The organism is Xanthomonas sp. fls2-241-TYG-148, from assembly GCF_030208815.1.
Lineage (GTDB): Bacteria > Pseudomonadota > Gammaproteobacteria > Xanthomonadales > Xanthomonadaceae > Xanthomonas > Xanthomonas campestris.
In genome coordinates, this window is the sequence record NZ_JARVTE010000021.1 from 42876 (window position 1) to 62349 (window position 19474).

At 65.7% G+C, this 19474-nt stretch carries 14 protein-coding genes and 1 other RNA gene; 9 read left to right on the forward strand and 6 right to left on the reverse strand.

The features are described 5' to 3' along the window. Positions 1 to 115: 115 nt before the first annotated feature. Both QRM60_RS19075 and QRM60_RS19080 read right to left on the reverse strand, forming a co-directional pair. Positions 116 to 550, reverse strand: a complete 435-nt coding sequence (locus tag QRM60_RS19075) for a VOC family protein (RefSeq protein WP_285446846.1) — start codon at positions 548 to 550, stop codon at positions 116 to 118. Positions 551 to 574: 24 nt separating this feature from the next. After that, positions 575 to 994, reverse strand: coding sequence for a YciI family protein (locus tag QRM60_RS19080; protein WP_285446847.1), 420 nt, complete (start codon positions 992 to 994; stop codon positions 575 to 577). Positions 995 to 1246: 252 nt separating this feature from the next. Here QRM60_RS19080 and QRM60_RS19085 point away from each other — a divergent pair. Then, a non-coding RNA gene (locus QRM60_RS19085) (sX9 sRNA) lies at positions 1247 to 1321 on the forward strand. 4 nt (positions 1322 to 1325) lie between these two features. Here QRM60_RS19085 and QRM60_RS19090 read toward each other — a convergent pair. From QRM60_RS19090 to QRM60_RS19100, 3 genes are all read right to left on the reverse strand, one after another. After that, positions 1326 to 4466, reverse strand: coding sequence for an efflux RND transporter permease subunit (locus QRM60_RS19090; RefSeq protein WP_285446848.1), 3141 nt, complete (start codon positions 4464 to 4466; stop codon positions 1326 to 1328). 130 nt (positions 4467 to 4596) lie between these two features. After that, complete coding sequence (locus QRM60_RS19095; RefSeq protein ID WP_285446849.1) at positions 4597 to 7845, reverse strand: efflux RND transporter permease subunit; 3249 nt, start codon at positions 7843 to 7845, stop codon at positions 4597 to 4599. A gap of 93 nt (positions 7846 to 7938) precedes the next feature. Further along, positions 7939 to 9177, reverse strand: a complete 1239-nt coding sequence (locus QRM60_RS19100; RefSeq protein WP_011038868.1) for an efflux RND transporter periplasmic adaptor subunit — start codon at positions 9175 to 9177, stop codon at positions 7939 to 7941. A 259-nt stretch (positions 9178 to 9436) separates the two neighbouring features. On the opposite strand from QRM60_RS19100, the gene QRM60_RS19105 reads away from it, so the two are divergent. The 5 genes from QRM60_RS19105 to QRM60_RS19125 all read left to right on the forward strand — a co-directional run bounded on the left by QRM60_RS19105 (position 9437) and on the right by QRM60_RS19125 (position 15379). Beyond that, a complete protein-coding gene (locus tag QRM60_RS19105) occupies positions 9437 to 10741 on the forward strand; it encodes a M20 family metallopeptidase (RefSeq protein WP_076036565.1) in 1305 nt (434 codons plus the stop codon). A gap of 181 nt (positions 10742 to 10922) precedes the next feature. Continuing rightward, the gene (queF, locus tag QRM60_RS19110) at positions 10923 to 11738 is read left to right on the forward strand and encodes an NADPH-dependent 7-cyano-7-deazaguanine reductase QueF (protein ID WP_274514484.1); all 816 of its coding nucleotides are present in this window, start codon (positions 10923 to 10925) and stop codon (positions 11736 to 11738) included. Between the two features lie 104 nt (positions 11739 to 11842). Next, complete coding sequence (locus QRM60_RS19115; RefSeq protein ID WP_040941941.1) at positions 11843 to 12139, forward strand: LysM peptidoglycan-binding domain-containing protein; 297 nt, start codon at positions 11843 to 11845, stop codon at positions 12137 to 12139. A 71-nt stretch (positions 12140 to 12210) separates the two neighbouring features. Beyond that, positions 12211 to 12771 carry a hypothetical protein gene (locus QRM60_RS19120; RefSeq protein WP_042595340.1) on the forward strand — a complete coding sequence of 187 codons (561 nt, stop codon included), beginning with the start codon at positions 12211 to 12213 and terminating at the stop codon, positions 12769 to 12771. Between the two features lie 376 nt (positions 12772 to 13147). Further along, positions 13148 to 15379, forward strand: a complete 2232-nt coding sequence (locus QRM60_RS19125) for an NADP-dependent isocitrate dehydrogenase (RefSeq protein ID WP_285446850.1) — start codon at positions 13148 to 13150, stop codon at positions 15377 to 15379. 77 nt (positions 15380 to 15456) lie between these two features. On the opposite strand, the gene QRM60_RS19130 is transcribed toward QRM60_RS19125, so the two are convergent. After that, entirely contained in the window at positions 15457 to 15681 is a 225-nt protein-coding gene (locus QRM60_RS19130; RefSeq protein ID WP_115555206.1) for a hypothetical protein, read from the reverse strand. Between the two features lie 102 nt (positions 15682 to 15783). Here QRM60_RS19130 and QRM60_RS19135 point away from each other — a divergent pair, with 102 nt between their 5' ends. From QRM60_RS19135 to QRM60_RS19145, 3 genes are read left to right on the forward strand one after another with little or no spacing between them, the layout of a single operon-like run. Next, positions 15784 to 16713: a LysR substrate-binding domain-containing protein gene (locus QRM60_RS19135; RefSeq protein ID WP_103700415.1), complete on the forward strand. Its 930-nt coding sequence runs from the start codon at positions 15784 to 15786 to the stop codon at positions 16711 to 16713. A gap of 8 nt (positions 16714 to 16721) precedes the next feature. Continuing rightward, a complete protein-coding gene (gene aceK, locus QRM60_RS19140; protein WP_285446851.1) occupies positions 16722 to 18461 on the forward strand; it encodes a bifunctional isocitrate dehydrogenase kinase/phosphatase in 1740 nt (579 codons plus the stop codon). Between the two features lie 60 nt (positions 18462 to 18521). Then, positions 18522 to 19394 carry a hypothetical protein gene (locus QRM60_RS19145; RefSeq protein ID WP_161962558.1) on the forward strand — a complete coding sequence of 291 codons (873 nt, stop codon included), beginning with the start codon at positions 18522 to 18524 and terminating at the stop codon, positions 19392 to 19394. The last annotated feature ends 80 nt before the right edge of the window (positions 19395 to 19474 follow it).

The following is a 19474-nucleotide window of genomic DNA, read 5'->3' on the forward strand; positions in this document are numbered from 1 at the left end:
GCGCAGCCCCATCGCGTGGAAGAACGCGATGGCGAGCGGCAGTGACACGATATGTGCATCCATCGCGCGCTGTGGGTGCATGGGCAGCTCCTGCGAGCGAGCGTAACGGCTGGGGTCAACTCTGCTGGTAGCGCCCGTTGACCAGCCACTGGATCCCGAACCGGTCAATGCACATGCCAAAGCGCTCGGCCCAGAAGGTTTCCTCCATAGGCATACCGATCTGGCCGCCCTCGGCCAGCGCCGCGAACACGCGCTCTGCCTCGGCGTTGTCATCGAAGTTCAGGGCGACCGCGATGTTGGAGCCGCCCGGCGCGTGCTGGCCGGGCGGCATGTCCGAGCCCATGAGCAGTGGCGCTTCGCCTGCGGCGAGCGTGACGTGCATGACCTGGTCCGGTGCCGCGGCGCTCACGTCGGCGCAGCCGTCATCGCGGCTGTCTGCCGGCATCTGTGCGTAGGTCATCAGCATCAACTCGCCACCGAGGACGCGTTGGTAATGGGCGAAGGCCTCACGGCAATGGCCGTTGAAATTGAGATAGGGCGTGACGTGCATGGGGCGGTCTCCTTGGTGCGGGGATCAGTGGGCGAGTTGTTGGCGCAGCGCGTCTTCCAGGGCGCGTGCCTCGGCAGTAAATGCAGTGCCGAAGTCCTCGGCCTCGAAGACCGGGCGCAATTCGATCTCGATCGGCGCGTTGTCGGGATTGGGCATGCGTTTCAACCACGCCACGGCGTCGTCCAGTGAGTTCACCTGCAGCAGCCAGAAGCCGGCGATCAATTCGCCGGTGGCTGCAAACGGGCCGGAGGTGACACGGCTGCCGTGCGCATCCAGCTGCAGGCGCAGCCCGCGCGCGCTGGGATGCAGCCCCTCACCGCCGAGCAGGATGCCGGCGTCGAACAGTTCCTGGTTGAACGCACCCATCGCAGTGAGCTGGCGCTCGCTGGGCAGAATGCCGGCTTCGGATTCGGGGCTTGCCTTGATGATGGCCATGCAGCGCATGCGGATCTCCTTCGTAATGTTGGGCGGATGACCGCTCACTGCGGCCATTGCAGACACGACGAACCAGCACGCGGCAGATCGACACGCGTGCGGAGATTTTTCAGTTGCATCCGCTCAAGCGGGCGCGAGCGGCCCGCCCGTCCCGCCACGTCGGCCCGCGTGGGCTAACGTGGTCACAGCGCCGCAGCTTAGAGCAGCTATCAAAACTACTGCGCAGCCGCCGGGCGGGCGCGGCCGGTGCTCGGAATCCTCATGTACCCACGTACATTCCGGTTCCTCCGCGCCGTCCGCACCCACCTGACGGCTGCTCGCTACGTTTTGTTAGCCGCTCTTAGTGTGCGGAGGCTGCCGGGCGGCGTGCGGCGGCGCGTTCGGCTCGCTGTGCACGCTTGCGCGCGCGGCGCGCCTTCCAGCGCTCGCTCAGGCAGGAAAAGATCACATACAGCGCCGGGGTGCTCAGCAGGGTCAGGCCCTGCGAGAACACCAACCCGCCAATCATCGCGATACCCAGCGGCCGGCGCAGTTCCGAGCCTTCGCCCAGGCCCACCGCCAGCGGCACCGCGGCCAGGATCGCCACCATCGTGGTCATCATGATCGGGCGGAAGCGCACGATCGATGCCTCGCGTGCAGCCGCACGTGCATCCTTGCCATGCTCGCGCTGCGCCACCAGTGCGAAGTCGATCATCATGATGGCGTTCTTCTTGACGATGCCGATCAGCAGCACCAGCGCGATCATCGAAATCACCGAAAGCTCGGTGTTGGTGATGAACAACGCCAGCAGCGCGCCCACGCCGGCGGCCGGCAGCGTGGACAGGATGGTCACCGGGTGGATCAGGCTCTCGTAGAGCATGCCCAGCACGATGTACACGGTGAGCACTGCAGCCAGCAGCAACACGCCCATCGAATTGGGGTTGAGTTGCACGTTGAAGCCGCCACCATCGCTGATGCGAATGTCGCCGGGCATGCGCAGCCCTTCCACGGTGTTCTTGATGATCAGATCCGCCTCGCCGGTGCTCACGCCCGGTGCGAGGTTGTAGCTCAGATCCATCGTCGAATACTGGTTGTCGTGGGTGATCTGCGGCGGTGCCAGGCCCGGCACCTGCGTGGCCACTGCGGTGATCGGCACCATCTGGCCGGCGCGATTGGGCACGAACACTTCATCCAGTGCCTTGGGCGTGGCGGTCTGCGATGGCAGCGCATTGACCACCACGCTGTACTGGTTGAGATCCGAATAGATGGTGGAGATGGAGCGCTGGCCGAACGCGCCATACAGCGCGCCATCGATGGCACCCACTGAAATCCCCAGGCGCGCGGCCTTGGCGCGGTCGATCACGATGTTCTGGCGCAGGCCCGAGGTATCCACGTCGGTACCGACATCGCGCAGGCGCGGATTCTTTTTCAGTGCGGCCTGCACCTTGGGCAGCCATTCCTGCAGTTGCGCCAGGTCGTTGCCCTGCAGCGACACGCGGTATTGCGCCCCCTGACTGGTGCCGCCACCGCCGTCGCTGGGCAGGTCCTGGATTGCGCGCAGGCGCAAATCCAGATCCGGGTAGCGGTCGGCCTTGGCGCTCAGGCGCGCAACCACCTGCGCGGTGGTCTCGCGCCGGCCTTCGTCGCGTTTTTTCAATTCGATGTTGAACGAGGCGCTGGACCCCTGGCGGCCGGAGCCCAGGCGCGCGCCCACGGTCCTCACTGCCGGGTCGGACATCAACATGTCGGTGATGCGGCGCTGGCGGCTGACCATGTCGGCAAACGACACCGTGGCGCTGGAATTGGCGCGGCCCCAGATCAGGCCGGTGTCCTGTGGCGGGAACGAGCCCTTCTTGACCGCGCCACCCAGGAAGATGGTGGCGGCGATCAGCACCAGCGGCGTCAGCGACAACAGCAAGGCATGCCGCAACGAAAAATCCAGTGCCACGGTGTACACCGCGAGCATGCGGTCGTGCATGCGATCCAGCCAGGCGCCGAAACGGCTGGGTGTTTCCGGCGCGGTATGGGCGGAGAGGAAGCGGCTGCACAACGCCGGCGTCAGCGTCAGCGACACTAACATCGAGACCACGATGGCGGCCACCAAGGTCACGGTGAACTCGCGGAAGAACGCGCCGACCATGCCGCTGGCAAACAGCATCGGAATGAACACCGCCACCAGCGAGGCGGTGATCGACACGATGGTGAAGCCGATCTCGCGCGCGCCGGTGAGTGCGGCCTGCAGGCGCGGCATGCCCTCGTCGAGGTGGCGCATGATGTTTTCGATTACCACGATCGCATCGTCGACCACGAACCCAATCGCGATCACCAGCGCCAGCAGGCTGAGGTTGTTCAAGGTGAAGCCGAGCACATACATCACCAACGCCGAGCCGGCCAGCGACAGCGGTACGGTGACCGCGGCGATCAGCGTGGGCGCCAGGCGGCGCAGGAACAGCGCCATGGTCAGCACCACCATCGCCAGGCTGATCATCAGCGTGGCCTGCACTTCATGCAGCGAGGCGCGGATGGTGGGCGTGCGGTCGAAATACGGTGTGAGGGTGGTGCCGGGCTGCAGGTAGGCGCGCAGCTCGGGAATCTGCGCTTTCACCTGGTCCACGGTTTCGACGATGTTGGCACCGGCGCGGGTGAAGGCATACATCACCACCGCGGGTTTGCCGTTGAACCAGGCGGCCTGGTAGGCATCCTGCTGGCCGTCGTAGACGGTGGCCACATCGCCCAGCCGCACGATGCGCCCGTTGGATTGGGTGGAGATCGCCAGCTGCGCGAAGTCGGCGGCCTTGGCCACCGAATCGTTGGCGATGATCGCCATGGTGGTGTTGCCGTCGGACAAAAAGCCGGTCGGCGAGGTGACGTTGGCCGCGCGCACCGCGTTGCGCAGGTCGTCCGGGGTCAAGCCCAATGCGTTGAGCGCGCGCAGGTCCACATCCACGCGCACCGCTGGTGTGGAGGCACCTGCGATATCCACCGAGCTGATGCCGGTGATCTGCCGCAGCCGTTGCGCCAGCAGCGAGTCGGCCACGTTGTAGAGCTCATCGGCCGATTGGGTGTCGGAGGTCAGCGCGATGGCGATGACCGGGTCGTCGTTCGGGTTGGCCTTCTGGTACATCGGCGTGCCGAGTCCGGAGGGCAGATCGGACTGCGCCGAGTTGATCGCGGTCTGCACATCCTGCGCGGCCGAATCGATGTCGCGATTACTCTGGAAAATCATGAACACCATGCTGCTGCTCTCCGAACTGGAGGAGCGCATGCGGTCGATGCCGGGCAGCTGGCCCAGGTGGCGTTCCAGCGGTGCGGTGACCGTGGAGGCCATGGTGCTGGCGTCGGCGCCGGACTGCGTGGCGTGCACGAAGATCACCGGGATCTGGATGTTCGGCAACGCCGCCACGCCCAGCCGCAGGTAGCACATCAATCCGATCACGAACAAACCGATCGCCAGCAACGAGGTGCCGATCGGGCGCTTGATGAAGGGCGCGGAGATGTTCATGGCTGTGGCGCCGGGAATTGGGAATTGGGAATCGGGAGTCGGCGAACAAGGTCAAAGCCACGTCCCAGTGCCTGCGTGCGCAGACGAAACCGCCGGCCGGCAACCCGATCAGCAATCACTGCGCCAGTCGTCATGCCGGGCGCTCCGTCGTGGATGCCGGAGGCACGCCATCGCGGCGTGCGGCACGTCGCGCGCGCCAATCGCGCATGCGCTCGCCGGCGCGCTCCATGTACAGGTAGATCACCGGGGTGGTGTACAGCGTGACCAGCTGCGAGAGCAGCAGGCCGCCGACAATGGCGATGCCCAGCGGGCGGCGCAATTCCGAACCAATGCCGGTGCCCAATGCCAGCGGCAGCGCGCCCAGCATCGCGGCGGCGGTGGTCATCATGATCGGGCGGAACCGCAGCAGGCAGGCGCGCCGGATCGCTTCGTGCGCGTTGACGCCGGTACGGCGGGCTTCGATCGCGAAGTCGATCATCATGATCGCGTTTTTCTTGACGATGCCGATCAGCAGCACGATGCCGACGATGCCGTCCACCGACAGGCTCAGCCCACACACCATCAACGCCAGCAACGCACCGACACCGGCCGGCGGCAGCGTGGAGATGATCGTCAGCGGGTGGATGTAGCTCTCGTAGAGCACGCCCAGCACGATGTAGATCACCACGATGGACGCCAGCAGCAACCACACAATGTCGGTCTGGCTGCCGGTGAACTCGGCGGCCTTGCCGACGAATTCCGCATGCACCTGGGTAGGAATCTTGAGGTCTGCGCGCGCCTGTTCGATCGCCGCCACGGCCTGCGAGAGCGAATGCCCGGGTGCCAGGTTGAAGGAGATGGTCACCGCCGGCAGCTGCTGCTGATGGCTGACCACCAGCGGCGTGTTGGTGACCTTGGCCTCGGCCAGCGCGGCCAGCGGAATGATGCTGCCGGCGCCGACCACGATGCCGGTGTTCTGGTTGCCCACGCCGGTGGCGGTGGACGAGTTGGAGGATGTCACCTGGCCGAAGCTGGTGGCATTGGTGCCGGTCAGCGCGCCGCTGCCGTTGCTGGCCACCGCCAGCTGGTTCATCAATGCAGTGCTGCTGCGGAATTCTGGCGCCACTTCCAGCACCACCCGGTACTGATTGAGTTCGGTGAAGATGGTGGAGATCTGGCGTTGGCCGAAGGCGTCGTACAGCGTGTCGTCGATGGTCTGCATCGGCACGCCGAGCATGCTGGCCTTGTCGCGATCGATGCTCAGTTCCAGCGCACGGCCCTGGTTGGCCAGGTTGTTGTCCACGTCGGCCAGCTCGGGCAGCTTGCGCATCGCCTCGGTCATGCGCCCGGCCCAGGTGGCCAGCTCGCTGCTGTCCACGTCCGATATCGAATACTGGTATTCGGTGGCGGCCACGCGGGTGTCCAGGGTGACGTCCTGCACCGGCTTGAGGAACAGCGCCACGCCCGGAATGCCGGCCACCGCCTTCTGCAGGCGCGGCAGCACCTCGTCCAGGCCCTCGCGGTCGCCGCGCGTCTTCAGCACGATTGCCAGCTGGCCCTGGTTGATGGTCGGGTTCATGGTGCCGGCGCCGATGAAGGCGGCCACGCCGGTCACCGCCGGGTCCTTCTGCAGCGCCGCGGCCACCGCCTGGGTGCGCTGCTCCATCTGCGGGAACGCCACGTTCTGGTCGGCCTGCACCACGCCGGTGATCAGGCCGGTGTCCTGCTCGGGCAGCAAACCCTTGGGGATCGCCACGTACAGCACCACGGTCAGCGCCACTGCGCCGATCGCTACCGCCAGGGTCAGCGGCTGGTGCGCCAGCACCCAGTCCAGGCTGCGCTCGTAGGCGCCCACGGTGCGCGTCCACAGGTTGGTCCTGCCGGCGGCGGCGGCGCGTTCGTGCGCGTCCTCGCCTTCGGGCAGGGCGTCGGGCTTGAGCAGGTAGGCGCACATCATCGGCGTCAGCGTCAGCGACACCAGCATCGAGATCACCACCGCAATCGACAGCACCCACGCAAACTCATGGAACAGGCGCCCGGTCACGCCCGGCATCAGCAGCAGCGGCAGGAACACCGCTACCAGCGAGACGGTCAGCGACAGCACGGTGAAGCCGATCTGCTTGGCGCCGATTTCGGCCGCTTCCCGCCCGCTCTTGCCCTGTTCGATGTAGCGCACGATGTTCTCGATCATCACGATCGCATCGTCGACCACGAATCCGGTCGCCACCACCAGCGCCATCAGCGACAGGTTGTCCAGCGACATGCCCGCGAACGCCATCACCCCGAAGGTGCCGGCCAGCGACAACGGCACCGCCACCGAGGGAATGATGGTGGCCCACAGCCGGCGCAGGAACACGAAGATCACCGCCACCACCAGGAAGATGGTCAGCACCAGGGTGAACTTCACTTCATGCACCGAGGCGCGGATGGTTTCGGTGCGGTCGGAGAACACATCCAGGTGCACGTCGGCCGGCAGCACGCCCTGCAGCTGCGGCAGGATGCTGCGGATCTGCTCCACCGTCTGCACGATGTTGGCACCGGGCTGGCGGCGGATTTCCAGCAGCACCGCCGGCTTGCCATCGGCCCAGGCGGCCAGCTGGTCGTTCTCTACACCATCGACGACCTTGGCCACATCAGCCAGCCGCACCGGTGCGCCGTTGTTGTAGCTGATGATGGTTTCGCGGTACTGCGCCGCGTCGGTGAGCTGGTCGTTGGTGCCGATGCTGTAGGACTGGGTCTTGCCGTTGAGCGAGCCCTTCGGCGCGCTGACATTGGTCTGGGTCAGTGCGCTGCGCAGCGACTCCATGGTCAGGCCCATGTTCGACAACTGCGCCGGATTGACCTGGATGCGCACCGCAGGCCGCACGTTGCCGGCGATCGACACCAGCCCCACGCCCGGCACCTGCGACAGGCGCTGGGCCAGGATCGCATCCGCATAGCGGTTGACCTCGCGCAGCGGCAGCGTGTCGGAGGTGAGCTTGAGCGTGAGGATCGCCGCGTCTGCGGGGTTCACCCGGTTGTAGACCGGCTGGTAGGGCAACGACGAGGGCAGGGTGGCCTGGCGGATCGCCGCCTGCACGTCCTGCGCGGCGATATCGATGTTCCGGTCCATCGAGAACTGCAGAATGATCGTGGACAGCCCCGCCGACGAATCGGAGGTCATCATCTGCAGCCCGGAAATCTGCCCGAACTGCCGCTCCAGCGGCGTGGTCACCAGCGAGGCCATGGTGGTCGCGTTGGCACCGGGGTACTGGGTGGTGACGACCAGGCTGGGGGCATCGATTTCCGGCAACGCGGACACCGGCAATTGCCGGTAGCCCAGGATGCCCAGCAGCAGGATGCCCGCCATCAGCAGCGAGGTGGCGATCGGACGGCGGATGAAGATGGTCGAAAAGCCCACGGAGGGTGTCCTTGCTGAAGACGTCAATCGAAGCCGGCGCCGAGGGCGCCGACGCACACAGGCAACGGGGCTGCCGTTGCCTGTGGTCGCGAGTTAGCGCGGGCCGCCGCCACGCCGGCCGCCGGCACTGCCGCGGCTCTTGTCCTGCGCCGCCTTGAGTTCGGCTTCGGTGGGCTCGGGCGGGGTTTCGCCCGGCTTGAGCGCGCTGACCTTGCTGCCCGGCTTGAGCCGGAACTGGCCTTCGGTCACCACGCGTTCGCCGGGCTTGAGGCCCTTGGTGATCTGCACGTGGCTGTCGTCCACTTCCACGCCCTGCACCACGGTGCGCATCTGCGCAGTGCTGTCGCTGCCGACCACATACACGTAGTCGCCATCCGGGCCGCGCTGCACGGCCTGGGTCGGCACCACGGTGCCGCCGGAGATGGTGCGCAGCTGCAGCCGCACGTTGACGAACTGGCCCGGCCACAGCGCGTTGTCGGCATTGCCGAAGATCGCGCGCGCACCAAAGGTGCCGCTATCGGCGGCGATGCGGTTGTCGATCACATCAAGCTTGCCGTCGGCACTGATCACATGCGCATCGCCACGGTCCAGCGCGGCCACCGGCAACGGGGTGGCGGCCTGGCCGCTGCGCACTGCCGGCAGCTCGCGCTCGGGCAGGCTGAAGGACACGTAGATCGGGCGGATCTGGGTCAGGGTGACGATGGTGGAGGTGGTGCTGACGATATTGCCCACGTCCACGCCGCGGATACCGGCAATGCCATCAATCGGCGCGGTGACCCGGGTGAACTGCAACTGCACCTGCGCCGAGCGCATCTGTGCATCGTTGGCGGCCACGGCGGCCTCGTACTGCGCCACCTGGTTGCGCTGGGTGTCCAGGTCGGTGCGCGACACGTACTGCTTGTAGGCCGGGTCATTGGAGCGCTGGTAGTTCACCCGGGCGGTGGCCAGCAGCGCCTGGTTCTGGCGCTTGGCGGCCAGCGCCTGGTCGTAGCTGGCCTGCAGCGTGCGCGGGTCGATCTGCGCCAGCAGCGCGCCCTTCTTCACTTCCTGGCCTTCCTGGAAATTCAGGCTCATCAGCTGGCCTGACACCTGCGGGTTCACCGTCACCGTGTTGAGCGCGGTCACCGTGCCCAGCGCGGTGGCGTACACCGGCACGTCCTGGGTGGCGGCGGGCACCACCGTGACCGGCACCGGGCCGCTGTTTTCGGTGCCATTGCCGTCCGGCGCCCCTGGCCGCTTGCCCTGCTGGCCCCCGCCCATCATGCGCATTGCAACGAACACAACGACGAGCACCGCCACGACCAGCAGTGAGATCTTCCAGAAACGCGACATTCGACAACTCCTGATGGCGGGCCGGGCGCGTGGGTGCGTCCGTGGGGGGCGGCTGAGCAAAGCATATCGTCGCGCCCGCAGGTTGGAACGTTACTGAAGTAACGGGCCACCCCCTGCGCGACAGGCCGATTCATTGGCGTGGTGCTGCGGCAACGCGCCACGGTCGTTGCGGTTGACCGCGGGGCTGAATCGCACCCCACTGTGGCGCGGGCGCGGCGCCGGTGCACTACAGTGAGGCATCCCGATTGGAGAATGTTCAATGCGCCATCGCCTGCTTAGCAGCGCCCTGCTGCTTGCCCTGCCCACGCTTGCCGCCGCCCAGGCCGCGCCCCGGCCCGAAGTCCAGGCGGCTGCGGCGCCCTTGCAGGCCAAGGTGGTGCAGTGGCGCCGCGACTTCCACCAGCACCCGGAGTTGTCCAACCGCGAGGAGCGCACCGCCGCCACCGTGGCCGCGCAGTTGCGCAAGCTGGGCCTGAAGCCGCGCACCGGCATCGCCCATCACGGCGTGGTGGCCATCATCAAGGGCGGCAAGCCCGGCCCGAAGATCGCCCTGCGCGCGGACATGGACGCGCTGCCGGTGACCGAACAGACCGGCCTGCCGTTCGCCTCCAAGGCCACCTCTCAATACCGCGGCGAGACCGTGGGGGTGATGCACGCCTGCGGCCACGACGCCCACACCGCCATCCTGCTCGGCGTGGCCGAGGCCCTGGTGGGCATGCGCGAACAGTTGCCGGGCGAGGTGATGCTGATCTTCCAACCCTCCGAGGAAGGCGCGCCGGGCAATGAAGAAGGCGGCGCCTCGCTGATGCTCAAAGAAGGCCTGTTTGCCGACTTCAAGCCGCAGGCGGTGTTTGGCCTGCACGTGTTCTCCAGCGTGCAGGCCGGCAAGATCGCGGTGCGCGGCGGCCCGCTGATGGCGGCCTCGGACCGGTTTGCGATCAAGATGATCGGCCGCCAGACCCACGGCTCGGCACCGTGGAACGGCATTGACCCGATCGTGGCCAGCGCCGACATGATCGGCACCGCGCAGACCGTGATCAGCCGCCGCGCCAATTTGTCCAAGCAGCCGGCGGTGGTCAGCTTCGGCGCGATCAAGGGCGGTATCCGCTACAACATCATCCCCGACGACGTGGAGATGGTGGGCACCATTCGCACCTTCGACGAAGGCATGCGCCAGCAGATCTTTGCCGACCTCAAGACCGTGGCCGAACACACCGCCGCCGCGCACGGCGCCAAGGTCGAGGCGCAGGTGCCCGACCAGGACGGCAACCCGGCCACCGTCAACGACCCGGCCCTGACGGCCAAGATGCTGCCCAGCCTGCAGGCCGTGGTGGGCGCGGACAACGTTTACGAGCCGCCGTTGCAGATGGGCGCGGAAGATTTCTCGTTCTACGCCCAGCAGGTTCCATCGATGTTCTTCTTCGTCGGCTCCACCGCCAAGGGCATCGACCCGGCCACCGCGCCCAGCAACCACTCGCCGCAGTTCCTGCTGGACGAATCGGCGCTGGATGTCGGCCTGCGTGCGCTGTTGCAGGTGTCGCTGGATTATCTGCAACAGGGCTGAGGCTGGAGAAGCGGGAATCGGGAATCGGCTGCGGTTGGGCGATTCCCGGTTTCAGGGGGCGTGCCGCTAGGCGACGGGCGACGGGCCGCGTGACGCGGGTCGTCGCCTAGCGTCGATCCAGGTGATTGCGCCCGCGTCGCCATACACCTCACGGCCAGCCCGGCCGCCCTAAAATGGCGGCATGAATACCCCAGAAGATTCCTCCCTCGGTCGCGAAGTCGCCTACCCGAGCGGCTACGACCCGTCACTGCTGTTTCCGATCCCGCGTGCAGCCGGGCGCGCGGCCATCGGCCTGCGCGGAGCGCTGCCATTTGTCGGCCGCGATCGCTGGCATGCCTACGAACTGAGCTGGCTGGATGCGCACGGCAAACCATGCGTGGCCACCGCCACCTTGCACGTGCCGTGCGAGTCGCCGGCGTTGATCGAATCCAAGTCGCTCAAGCTGTATCTCAACTCGCTCAACGCCACGCGCTTCAACAGCGCCGAAGCCGTACGTGCACGCATCGCCACTGATCTGTCCACACGCGCCGGCGCCGATGTATCGGTGGAATTCGGATTGCCGCCGATCGATGCGGTGGGCGAGGGCGAATCGATCGATGCGCTGGATATCGCCATCGACGATTACGGCCCGCCCAAGGCCGACTATCTGTCCACCCACGCAGGCAAGGTGGTGGAGGAAGTGCTGACCTCTGCATTACTCAAGTCCAACTGCCCGGTCACCGGGCAACCGGATTGGGCCAGCGTCACGCTGCGCTACCGCGGCGCGCCGATTGAGCGCGAAGGATTGCTACGTTATCTGGTCAGCTTCCGCGACCACGCCGATTTCCACGAACAATGCGTGGAGCGCATTTTTCAGGACCTGCTGGTGCGTTGCGCGCCGGAGTGGTTGGTGGTGGAAGCACGCTATACCCGCCGTGGCGGGCTCGACATCAATCCGATGCGCACCTCGCCGCAGGTGCCAACGCCGCTATCGATCTTTCGCGATCTGCGCCAGTAAGGCGCACATTGCAGGCACTCGCGCCGGCTTCACGGCGGCGCGATCAGCACTTAACGGCGCGCCGCGCACCCTGCGCATCATCGTGATGGACAGGGAGCGCGGCAATGAATGTCGACAAGAAAGCAGATTTTTCCAATGTCACGTCCACGGTCGACAGCACCGCGGAGGTCGTGCCATCGCCGGATTTTTCCAACGTACGTTCCAGCGTGGAAAGCACCGCGCAAATCATCGGTGACGAGTCGGTGACCGTGCAGGCAGGCGACAGCCTGTCGGTGATTGCCAAGCGCCATTACGGCGATGGCAACTTGTGGCCACGCATCTTCGAAGCCAACCGCGACACGCTGAAAGATCCCGACACGATTTTTCCGGGCCAGGTGTTGCGCTTACCGCCGAAAGCGTAACCACCACGCTGCCCGCGCGTTGCCGCGGCCTGTTGCACACCCCCTTACTGTGATTCTTGGAGATCGATCCCATGCGTAGCAAATCCGCATCCAGCACCTTGGTCCTCGCACTTGCCGGCGTTCTGGCCCTGTCCGGCTGTCGCAAGGAAGCCCATGACGATTCCAGCGTGTCGCAGGATCCAACCTCTGGCGCCGCTACCTCCGACATTCCAGGCCCCGCGAGCACGCCGCCGGCCGGTGACCAAGCCGCGCAGGGCACTGCCACCGGCGCCGCCAGCACCGATACGGCCGCAGCCAGTGGCGCGGCGGTCACGGTGTCCAGCGTGGCGGTGGGCAGCAAGGCGGGCGCCGACAAGAGCGTGACGCCGGCCACCACACTGGGCAGCAAGGACACCATCATCGTTTCGGTGAAGACCGATGGCAGCGCCAGCAACGTGCCGGTTTCGGCCAAGCTGACCTTCCAGGACGGGCAGGTAGCGGGCGAGCAGAACGCGACACTGACCACCACCGGCGCGGAAACCACCAACCTGAGCTTCAGCAAGCCCGATGGCTGGCCGGCGGGTAGTTACACCGCGCAGGTCATGGTCGACGGCAAGCCGGCCGGCAGCCCGCAGACCTTCACCGTGAAGTAAGCCGCAGCGCGCTGCGCGGCCAGTACGCGCGCAGGTGTCAATCAAGCTCACCCATGCTGCGACGCTCTCCCGCAGCTTGGGACCTGAGGCGCGATCGCAAGGTCGCGCCTTTTTTTGTGGCTGTGTGCGTCTGCGCGGCAGCGTTCGCATTTCGTTACAGCTGCATCCATAGCGATTGGACGCGTGGCGGGATGAAGCATCCGCCTGTGGTCGCTTTACCCGGGCAAGGCCCAGACGCGACAATGCCGTGCTGATTCATCGCCGCGTCCACGCGCGTCGGCCGCTCGGCGTGCCACCAGCGACCCCCGTCGCGCACGCCCACGGCCACCGCCGTGCGGACCGGTGCTCCTCCCGACCACAAGAGCTATCGCACCTCATGTCGAAGACACCGAAGATCATCTACACGCTCACCGACGAAGCACCCTTCCTGGCCACGCAGTCGCTGCTGCCGATCATCGATGCCTACACCGATACCGCAGGGATCGTGGTCGAGACCCGCGACATTTCGCTGGCCGGACGCATCCTGGCCCTGTTCCCGGAGCAGCTGACCGACGCGCAGAAAATTGCCGACGATCTGGCTGAACTGGGCGCGCTGGCCACAACGCCGGAAGCCAACATCATCAAGTTGCCCAACATCAGCGCCTCGGTGCCGCAGCTCAAGGCCGCGATCGCCGAACTGCAGAGCCAGGGCTACGCGTTGCCGGCGTATCCGGATGAACCCAAGGATGCCGCCGAGCAGGACATCAAGACGCGCTACGACAAAGTCAAGGGCAGTGCGGTGAATCCGGTGCTGCGCGAAGGCAATTCCGATCGCCGCGCACCGCTGTCGGTGAAGAACTATGCACGCAAGCATCCGCACCGCATGGGCAAGTGGAGCAGCGAGTCCAAGTCGCATGTGGCGCACATGGACAACGGCGACTTCTTCGGCAGTGAACAGTCCACCACGCTGGCGCAGGCCGGCACGCTGAAGATCGAATTCATCGGTGCCGACGGCAGCAGCAAGGTGCTCAAGGACGCCGTTGCAGTGAAGGCCGGCGAGATCGTCGATGCCGCCGTGCTGAGCAAGCGCGCACTGGCCAGCTTCATCGACGCGCAGATCGCCGACGCGAAGGCCAAAGACGTGCTGTTCTCGGTGCATCTGAAAGCCACCATGATGAAGGTCTCCGACCCGGTGCTGTTCGGCGTGGTGGTTGGGGAGTTCTACAAGGACACGCTGAGCAAGCACGCCGAGGTATTGAAGTCGGTGGGCTTTGACCCGAACAACGGGATCGGCGACCTGTACGCCCGCATCGGCACGTTGCCGGAAGCGCAGCAGGCGCAGATCAAGGCCGATATCCAGGCCGAGTATGCGCAGCGTCCGGGCCTGGCGATGGTCAATTCGGACAAGGGCATCACCAGCCTGCATGTGCCCAGCGACGTGATCGTCGACGCCTCGATGCCGGCGATGATCCGCGACTCCGGCCAGATGTGGAATGCCGACGGCAAGCTGCAGGATACCAAGGCAGTGATTCCGGACCGTTGCTATGCCGGCGTGTATCAAGCGGTGATCGACGACTGCCGCACGCATGGCGCCTTCGACCCGGCCACGATGGGCTCGGTGCCCAACGTCGGCCTGATGGCGCAGAAGGCCGAAGAATACGGCTCGCACGACAAGACCTTCCAGATGGCCGCCGCTGGCACCGTCAAGGTCACCGATGGCAACGGCAGCACCGTGTTCGAGCACGCTGTGGAAGCCGGTGATTTGTGGCGCATGTGCCAGGTCAAGGACGCGCCGATCCAGGATTGGGTGAAGCTGGCGGTCGAGCGCGCCCGCCTGAGCGACACCCCGGCCGTGTTCTGGCTGGACAAGGCACGCGCGCACGACGCGCAGGTCATCGCCAAGGTCGAAACCTACTTGAAGGATCACGACACCAACGGCCTGGACATCCGCATCCTGCCGCCGGTGGAGGCCACCACCTTCTCGCTGGAGCGCATCCGCAAGGGCCAGGACACCATCTCGGTCACCGGCAACGTGCTGCGCGACTACCTCACCGACCTGTTCCCGATCATGGAGCTGGGCACCAGCGCCAAGATGCTCTCGATCGTGCCGCTGATGGCCGGTGGCGGGCTGTTCGAGACCGGCGCCGGTGGTTCGGCGCCCAAGCACGTGCAGCAGTTCGTCGAAGAGAACTGCCTGCGCTGGGATTCGCTGGGTGAGTTCCTGGCCCTGGCCGCCTCGCTCGAGCACCTGGGCAACCGTTACGACAACCCGTCCGCCACCGTGCTGGCGAAAGCGCTGGATGTGGCCAACGGGCAGTTCCTGGACAACAACAAGTCGCCGGCGCGCAAGGTTGGCGAGCTCGACAATCGCGGCAGCCATTTCTATCTGGCGATGTACTGGGCACAGGCCCTGGCCGCACAGACCGAAGACACCGCGCTGCAAGCCAAGTTCGCACCGCTCGCCAAGGCCTTGACCGAGAACGAAGCCACCATCGTGGCCGAGCTCAACGGCGCGCAGGGCAAGCCGGTGGAGATCGGTGGCTACTACCACCCGGATCTGGCCAAGGTCAGCGAGGCGATGCGTCCGAGCAAGACCTTCAACGACGTGTTGGCCACGCTCAAGGCCTGATCCCGCGCACCGCCTGTCGGTGCGTTAGTCAGTGCTACCTCCAAGGCCCGCCTCGGCAAGAGGCGGGCCTTGTTGTTTCAGCGAAATGGCGACAACGCCGTCATCGCCCGCACCAGCCGGCGTGCACGCCGCGCCATGCGGTGTTCGGCACGCTGCTGGCGCGCAGCGTCCGGCGCGACCGAGGCAGGTTGCGCTGCCTGCGCAGCTGCATCCAGCGCCGTGTCCGGCTCTGCCAATTGCTGTGCAAGCGTCACGTCGGCAATGTGCCCGTGCTGGAACAGCAAGTCGGTAAAGATGCGCATGATCCTGCTCCCACTTGAGTGAAAGCCACAGTAGGTGCAGGCTGGGCGTGGCAAAAGCGAGGCTTTTGCAAGTCGGCGTTGAATTTCATTCAAGGGTGAGCCATGTCGCGTCCGCCGCTTCACGCATTGCAGGGATTCGTCAGTGCCGTGCGTCTGGGCAATCTGTCGCGCGCGGCGGCGGCGATGCACCTCACCGTCAGCGCGCTCAGTCACCAGGTGCGTTCGCTCGAACAACGCTTGGGGTATCCATTGCTGCAACGGCACGCACGCGGCGTCAGTGCCACGCTGCAGGGGCAGCAGTTGCTCGATCGCATCGCACCGCATCTGGATGCCATTGCCGAAGCGTTCCAGCCGTTCGCTGCGCGCCGCGAAGACACGTTGACCCTGAGCATCACACCGTCGATGGCCTCGGCCTGGCTGGTGCCGCGTCTGGGTGGATTTCTTGCGTTGCATCCCACCATCGAGATCAACCTGTTCTCCAGCGAGCGGCTGGTGGACTTCGAACGCCAGCAGCAGGTGGATGCCGGCATGCGCATCGGTGCCGGGCACTGGCCGGGCTTGATCGCCGAACCCTTGTTCGACGAGTGGCTGGTGCCCATGGCAAGCCCCGCGCTGATCGCGCGCATGGGCGGGGTCGATGCGCAGCCACTGCATCATTGGCCGCTGCTGGGCGATCCGGATGGCGACTGGCTGCGTTGGTTTGCAACCTTCGGCGGCGAAGCACCGCGCCGCTATGCGGCGGTGCTGGACGAATCCGAAGCGCACCATCGTGCCGCGCTGGATGGTGTAGGTGTTGCACTGGGGCGGGTAACGCGCGCGCGGTTGTTGCTGGCGTCCGGCCAGCTGGTGGCCTTGTCTGCGCAACGGCTCAAGACCAGCTGGTCGCATTACCTGGTGTATCCGGCGCGCTCGGCCTCGCATCGCGGTTTTCTCGCCTTCCGCGCGTGGCTGCAGGAGCAGGCGCGCGAGCATGCGGCGCACGCGCAGCAGGCGGCATCCGCAGTTCCCACGCCACGCCGTCGCAAGCGCTGAGGACAGCCATGAACCAACTATCGTTACCACCGCAATCCGAGCGCCGCGCGCTGGCGATCGGTCGTGCTGTCTATGAGGCGTTTCAGGACTACCACGCGCAGTTCTCGCAGATCACCGCGCGTGCCAGGCAGCGCTTCGAAACGCGCGACTGGAGCGGCGCACGCGAAGATGCGGTGGCGCGGATTGCGCTCTACGATCAGTACATCAGCGAATGCATGTTGCGCCTGCGCGCGGTGTTGCTGGGGCAGGCGCACGATCGCGCGCTGTGGATGCGTGCCCGCACCCACTACGCGGAGCTGCTCACCGGCCTGATCGACCAGGAGTTGTACAAGACCTTCTACAACACGCTGACGCGGCGTTACTTCCGCACCCAGGGCGTGGATGCGCAGATCGAATTCATTGCGCTGGATATCGAGCCCACCGATGCCATCACCGTGCCGGTGGCGCGGCATACCTACGCGGTCTCGCCTGGCCGGTTGACCGAGATGCTGGTGCGTGTGCTCGGCGATTATCCATTTGAGGTGCCGTATGCGCACCGGACCCGCTGCGCGGCGGCAATCGCGGTGCGGCTGCTGGACGACCTTGCCCATTGGGGCGAGCACCCGGTGCGCAGCGTCGAGCTGCTGGAGACGGTGTTCTATCGCGAACGTCGTGCGTATCTAGTCGGGCGCGTGTTCGGCGAACATCGGTTTTCGCCGTGTGTGATTGCGCTGGTCAACGACGATGCCGGGCTACGCGCCGAAGCGGTGCTGACGCGCCGCAGCGATGTCGCGCAATTGTTCAGTAATTCCCGCAGCTATTTTCAGGCGGATCTGACCACCGTCGGCGATGCAGTGGTATTCCTGCGCAGCCTGCTCACGCACAAGCCCATCGACGAGCTGTACACGATGCTGGGGCGTGCCAAGCAGGGCAAGACCGAGCGGTATCGCACGTTTTTCCGACACTTCCAGGCCCATCCAGCCGAACAGCTGGTGCATGCCGACGGCACGCCGGGGATGGTCATGGTGGTGTTTACGCTGCCCAGCTATCCGTTGGTGTTCAAGTTGATTCGCGACCGCTTCGCATATCCCAAGACCATGAGCCGCGCGCAGGTCGAAGGTAAGTACGAGCTGGTGTTTCAGCTCGACCGCATTGGTCGCCTGCTTGATGCGCAGCCATACCGGTTTCTGCGGTTTCCCAAGGCGCGTTTCTCGCCTGCACTGCTGCAGGATCTGCAGAGCAGCTGTGCGATGAGCCTGAGCGAAGACGGCGACGATGTGCTGATCGCGCTGTGCTACGTGCAGCGCCGCCTGCGTCCGCTCAATCTGTATCTGCGCGAGCAACTGCCCGCCGCCGCGCATGCCGCCGCGCTGGACTACGGGCAGGCGATCAAGGATATGGCGCGCAACAACATCTTCCCCGGCGACATGCTGCTGAAGAACTTCGGCATCACCCGGCACCAGCGCGCGGTGTTCTACGACTACGACGAGCTGTGCCTGATCACCGAATGCACCTTCCGCGATTGGCCCACGCCCACCAACTATGAAGAACAGATGGCAGCCGAGCCCTGGTTTCACGTCGGTCCGCGCGACGTGTTTCCCGAGCGCTTTGCGTTGTTCATGGGCCTGCCGTCCTCGCAGCTGGAAGCGGTCAAGCACACCCATCCCGAACTGTTCGACCCGCAGTGGTGGCGCGACCTGCAGGCACGCCTGCGGGAAGACGATTACCCGGACACACCGCCGTATGCGGACGCCCAAAAGCTGGTATGACGATTCCGTTTGTGGCCGGCGGCTGGTAAAAGGACGTTCCAAGACGAATGGAGTGTGGTCATGCAGTGGATGCAACGGTTGGGGCTGGTAGCGATGTTGGGGATGCTGTCGATTGGCCAGGTAGCGGCGCGCACGAGCGAGGCGGCAGAACAGGTCGAGGCCAGCATGAATGTTGCGGGCGAATTGACGCTGACGCCGGATGGCACGGTCACTGCGGTGATGTTGACCAATGAAGACAGCTTGCCGCCTGCCGTGCGCAGCCGGATCAGGCAGTCGATTGCGGGGTGGCGCTTCGATCCGGTCACCGACAGTGGCACCGCCTTGCCAACCACGCTGCCGATGCGTCTGCTGCTGGTCGCCAAGCCTGGCGAGAAGAATCAGTATCTGGTTTCGATCCGCAGCGCTCACTTCGGTGGAGAGGCCAGCGACGGCAGCAGCGTGCGTGCCAAGGACATGACACCACCCAGCTATCCCAAGGCGGCGTTTCAGGATGGCGCGACCGGGATCGTGTATCTGCTGCTGAAGATCGGCCGCGACGGCAAGGTGGCGGATCTTGTCGCAGAGCAGGTCAACCTCACCGTGTCGATTCCCGCAGCCAAGCGCGAGCGCGTGCGCAAGATGCTTGCCGACGCGTCAATCGCCAAGGCACGCACGTGGACTTTCGATCCGCCTAGCGATGGGCCCGAGCGCGCAGCGCCCTACTGGACCATGCGCGTGCCGGTGAGCTTCGATATCACCGACTCGATACGCGACCTGAGAAAACGGCAGGCCAGCTGGCGGTCCTATCTGCCAGGCCCACGCCAAAGCGCGCCATGGAGCGAGCAAGGCGTGCTGGCGTCGGCCACTGACAGTCCGGATGCATTGCCCGACAGCGGGCTGTTCTCGGTACGTGGCGAAGGCGTGCGGCTGCTGACGCCGCTGCAAGGCGGCTGAGCAATCGGGGGCCGTGTCGCTGCGGCGTGGCGGCATGCGGGTGGACTGGATCGATAGGTACGCCAGGCGCCCAGGGCTCA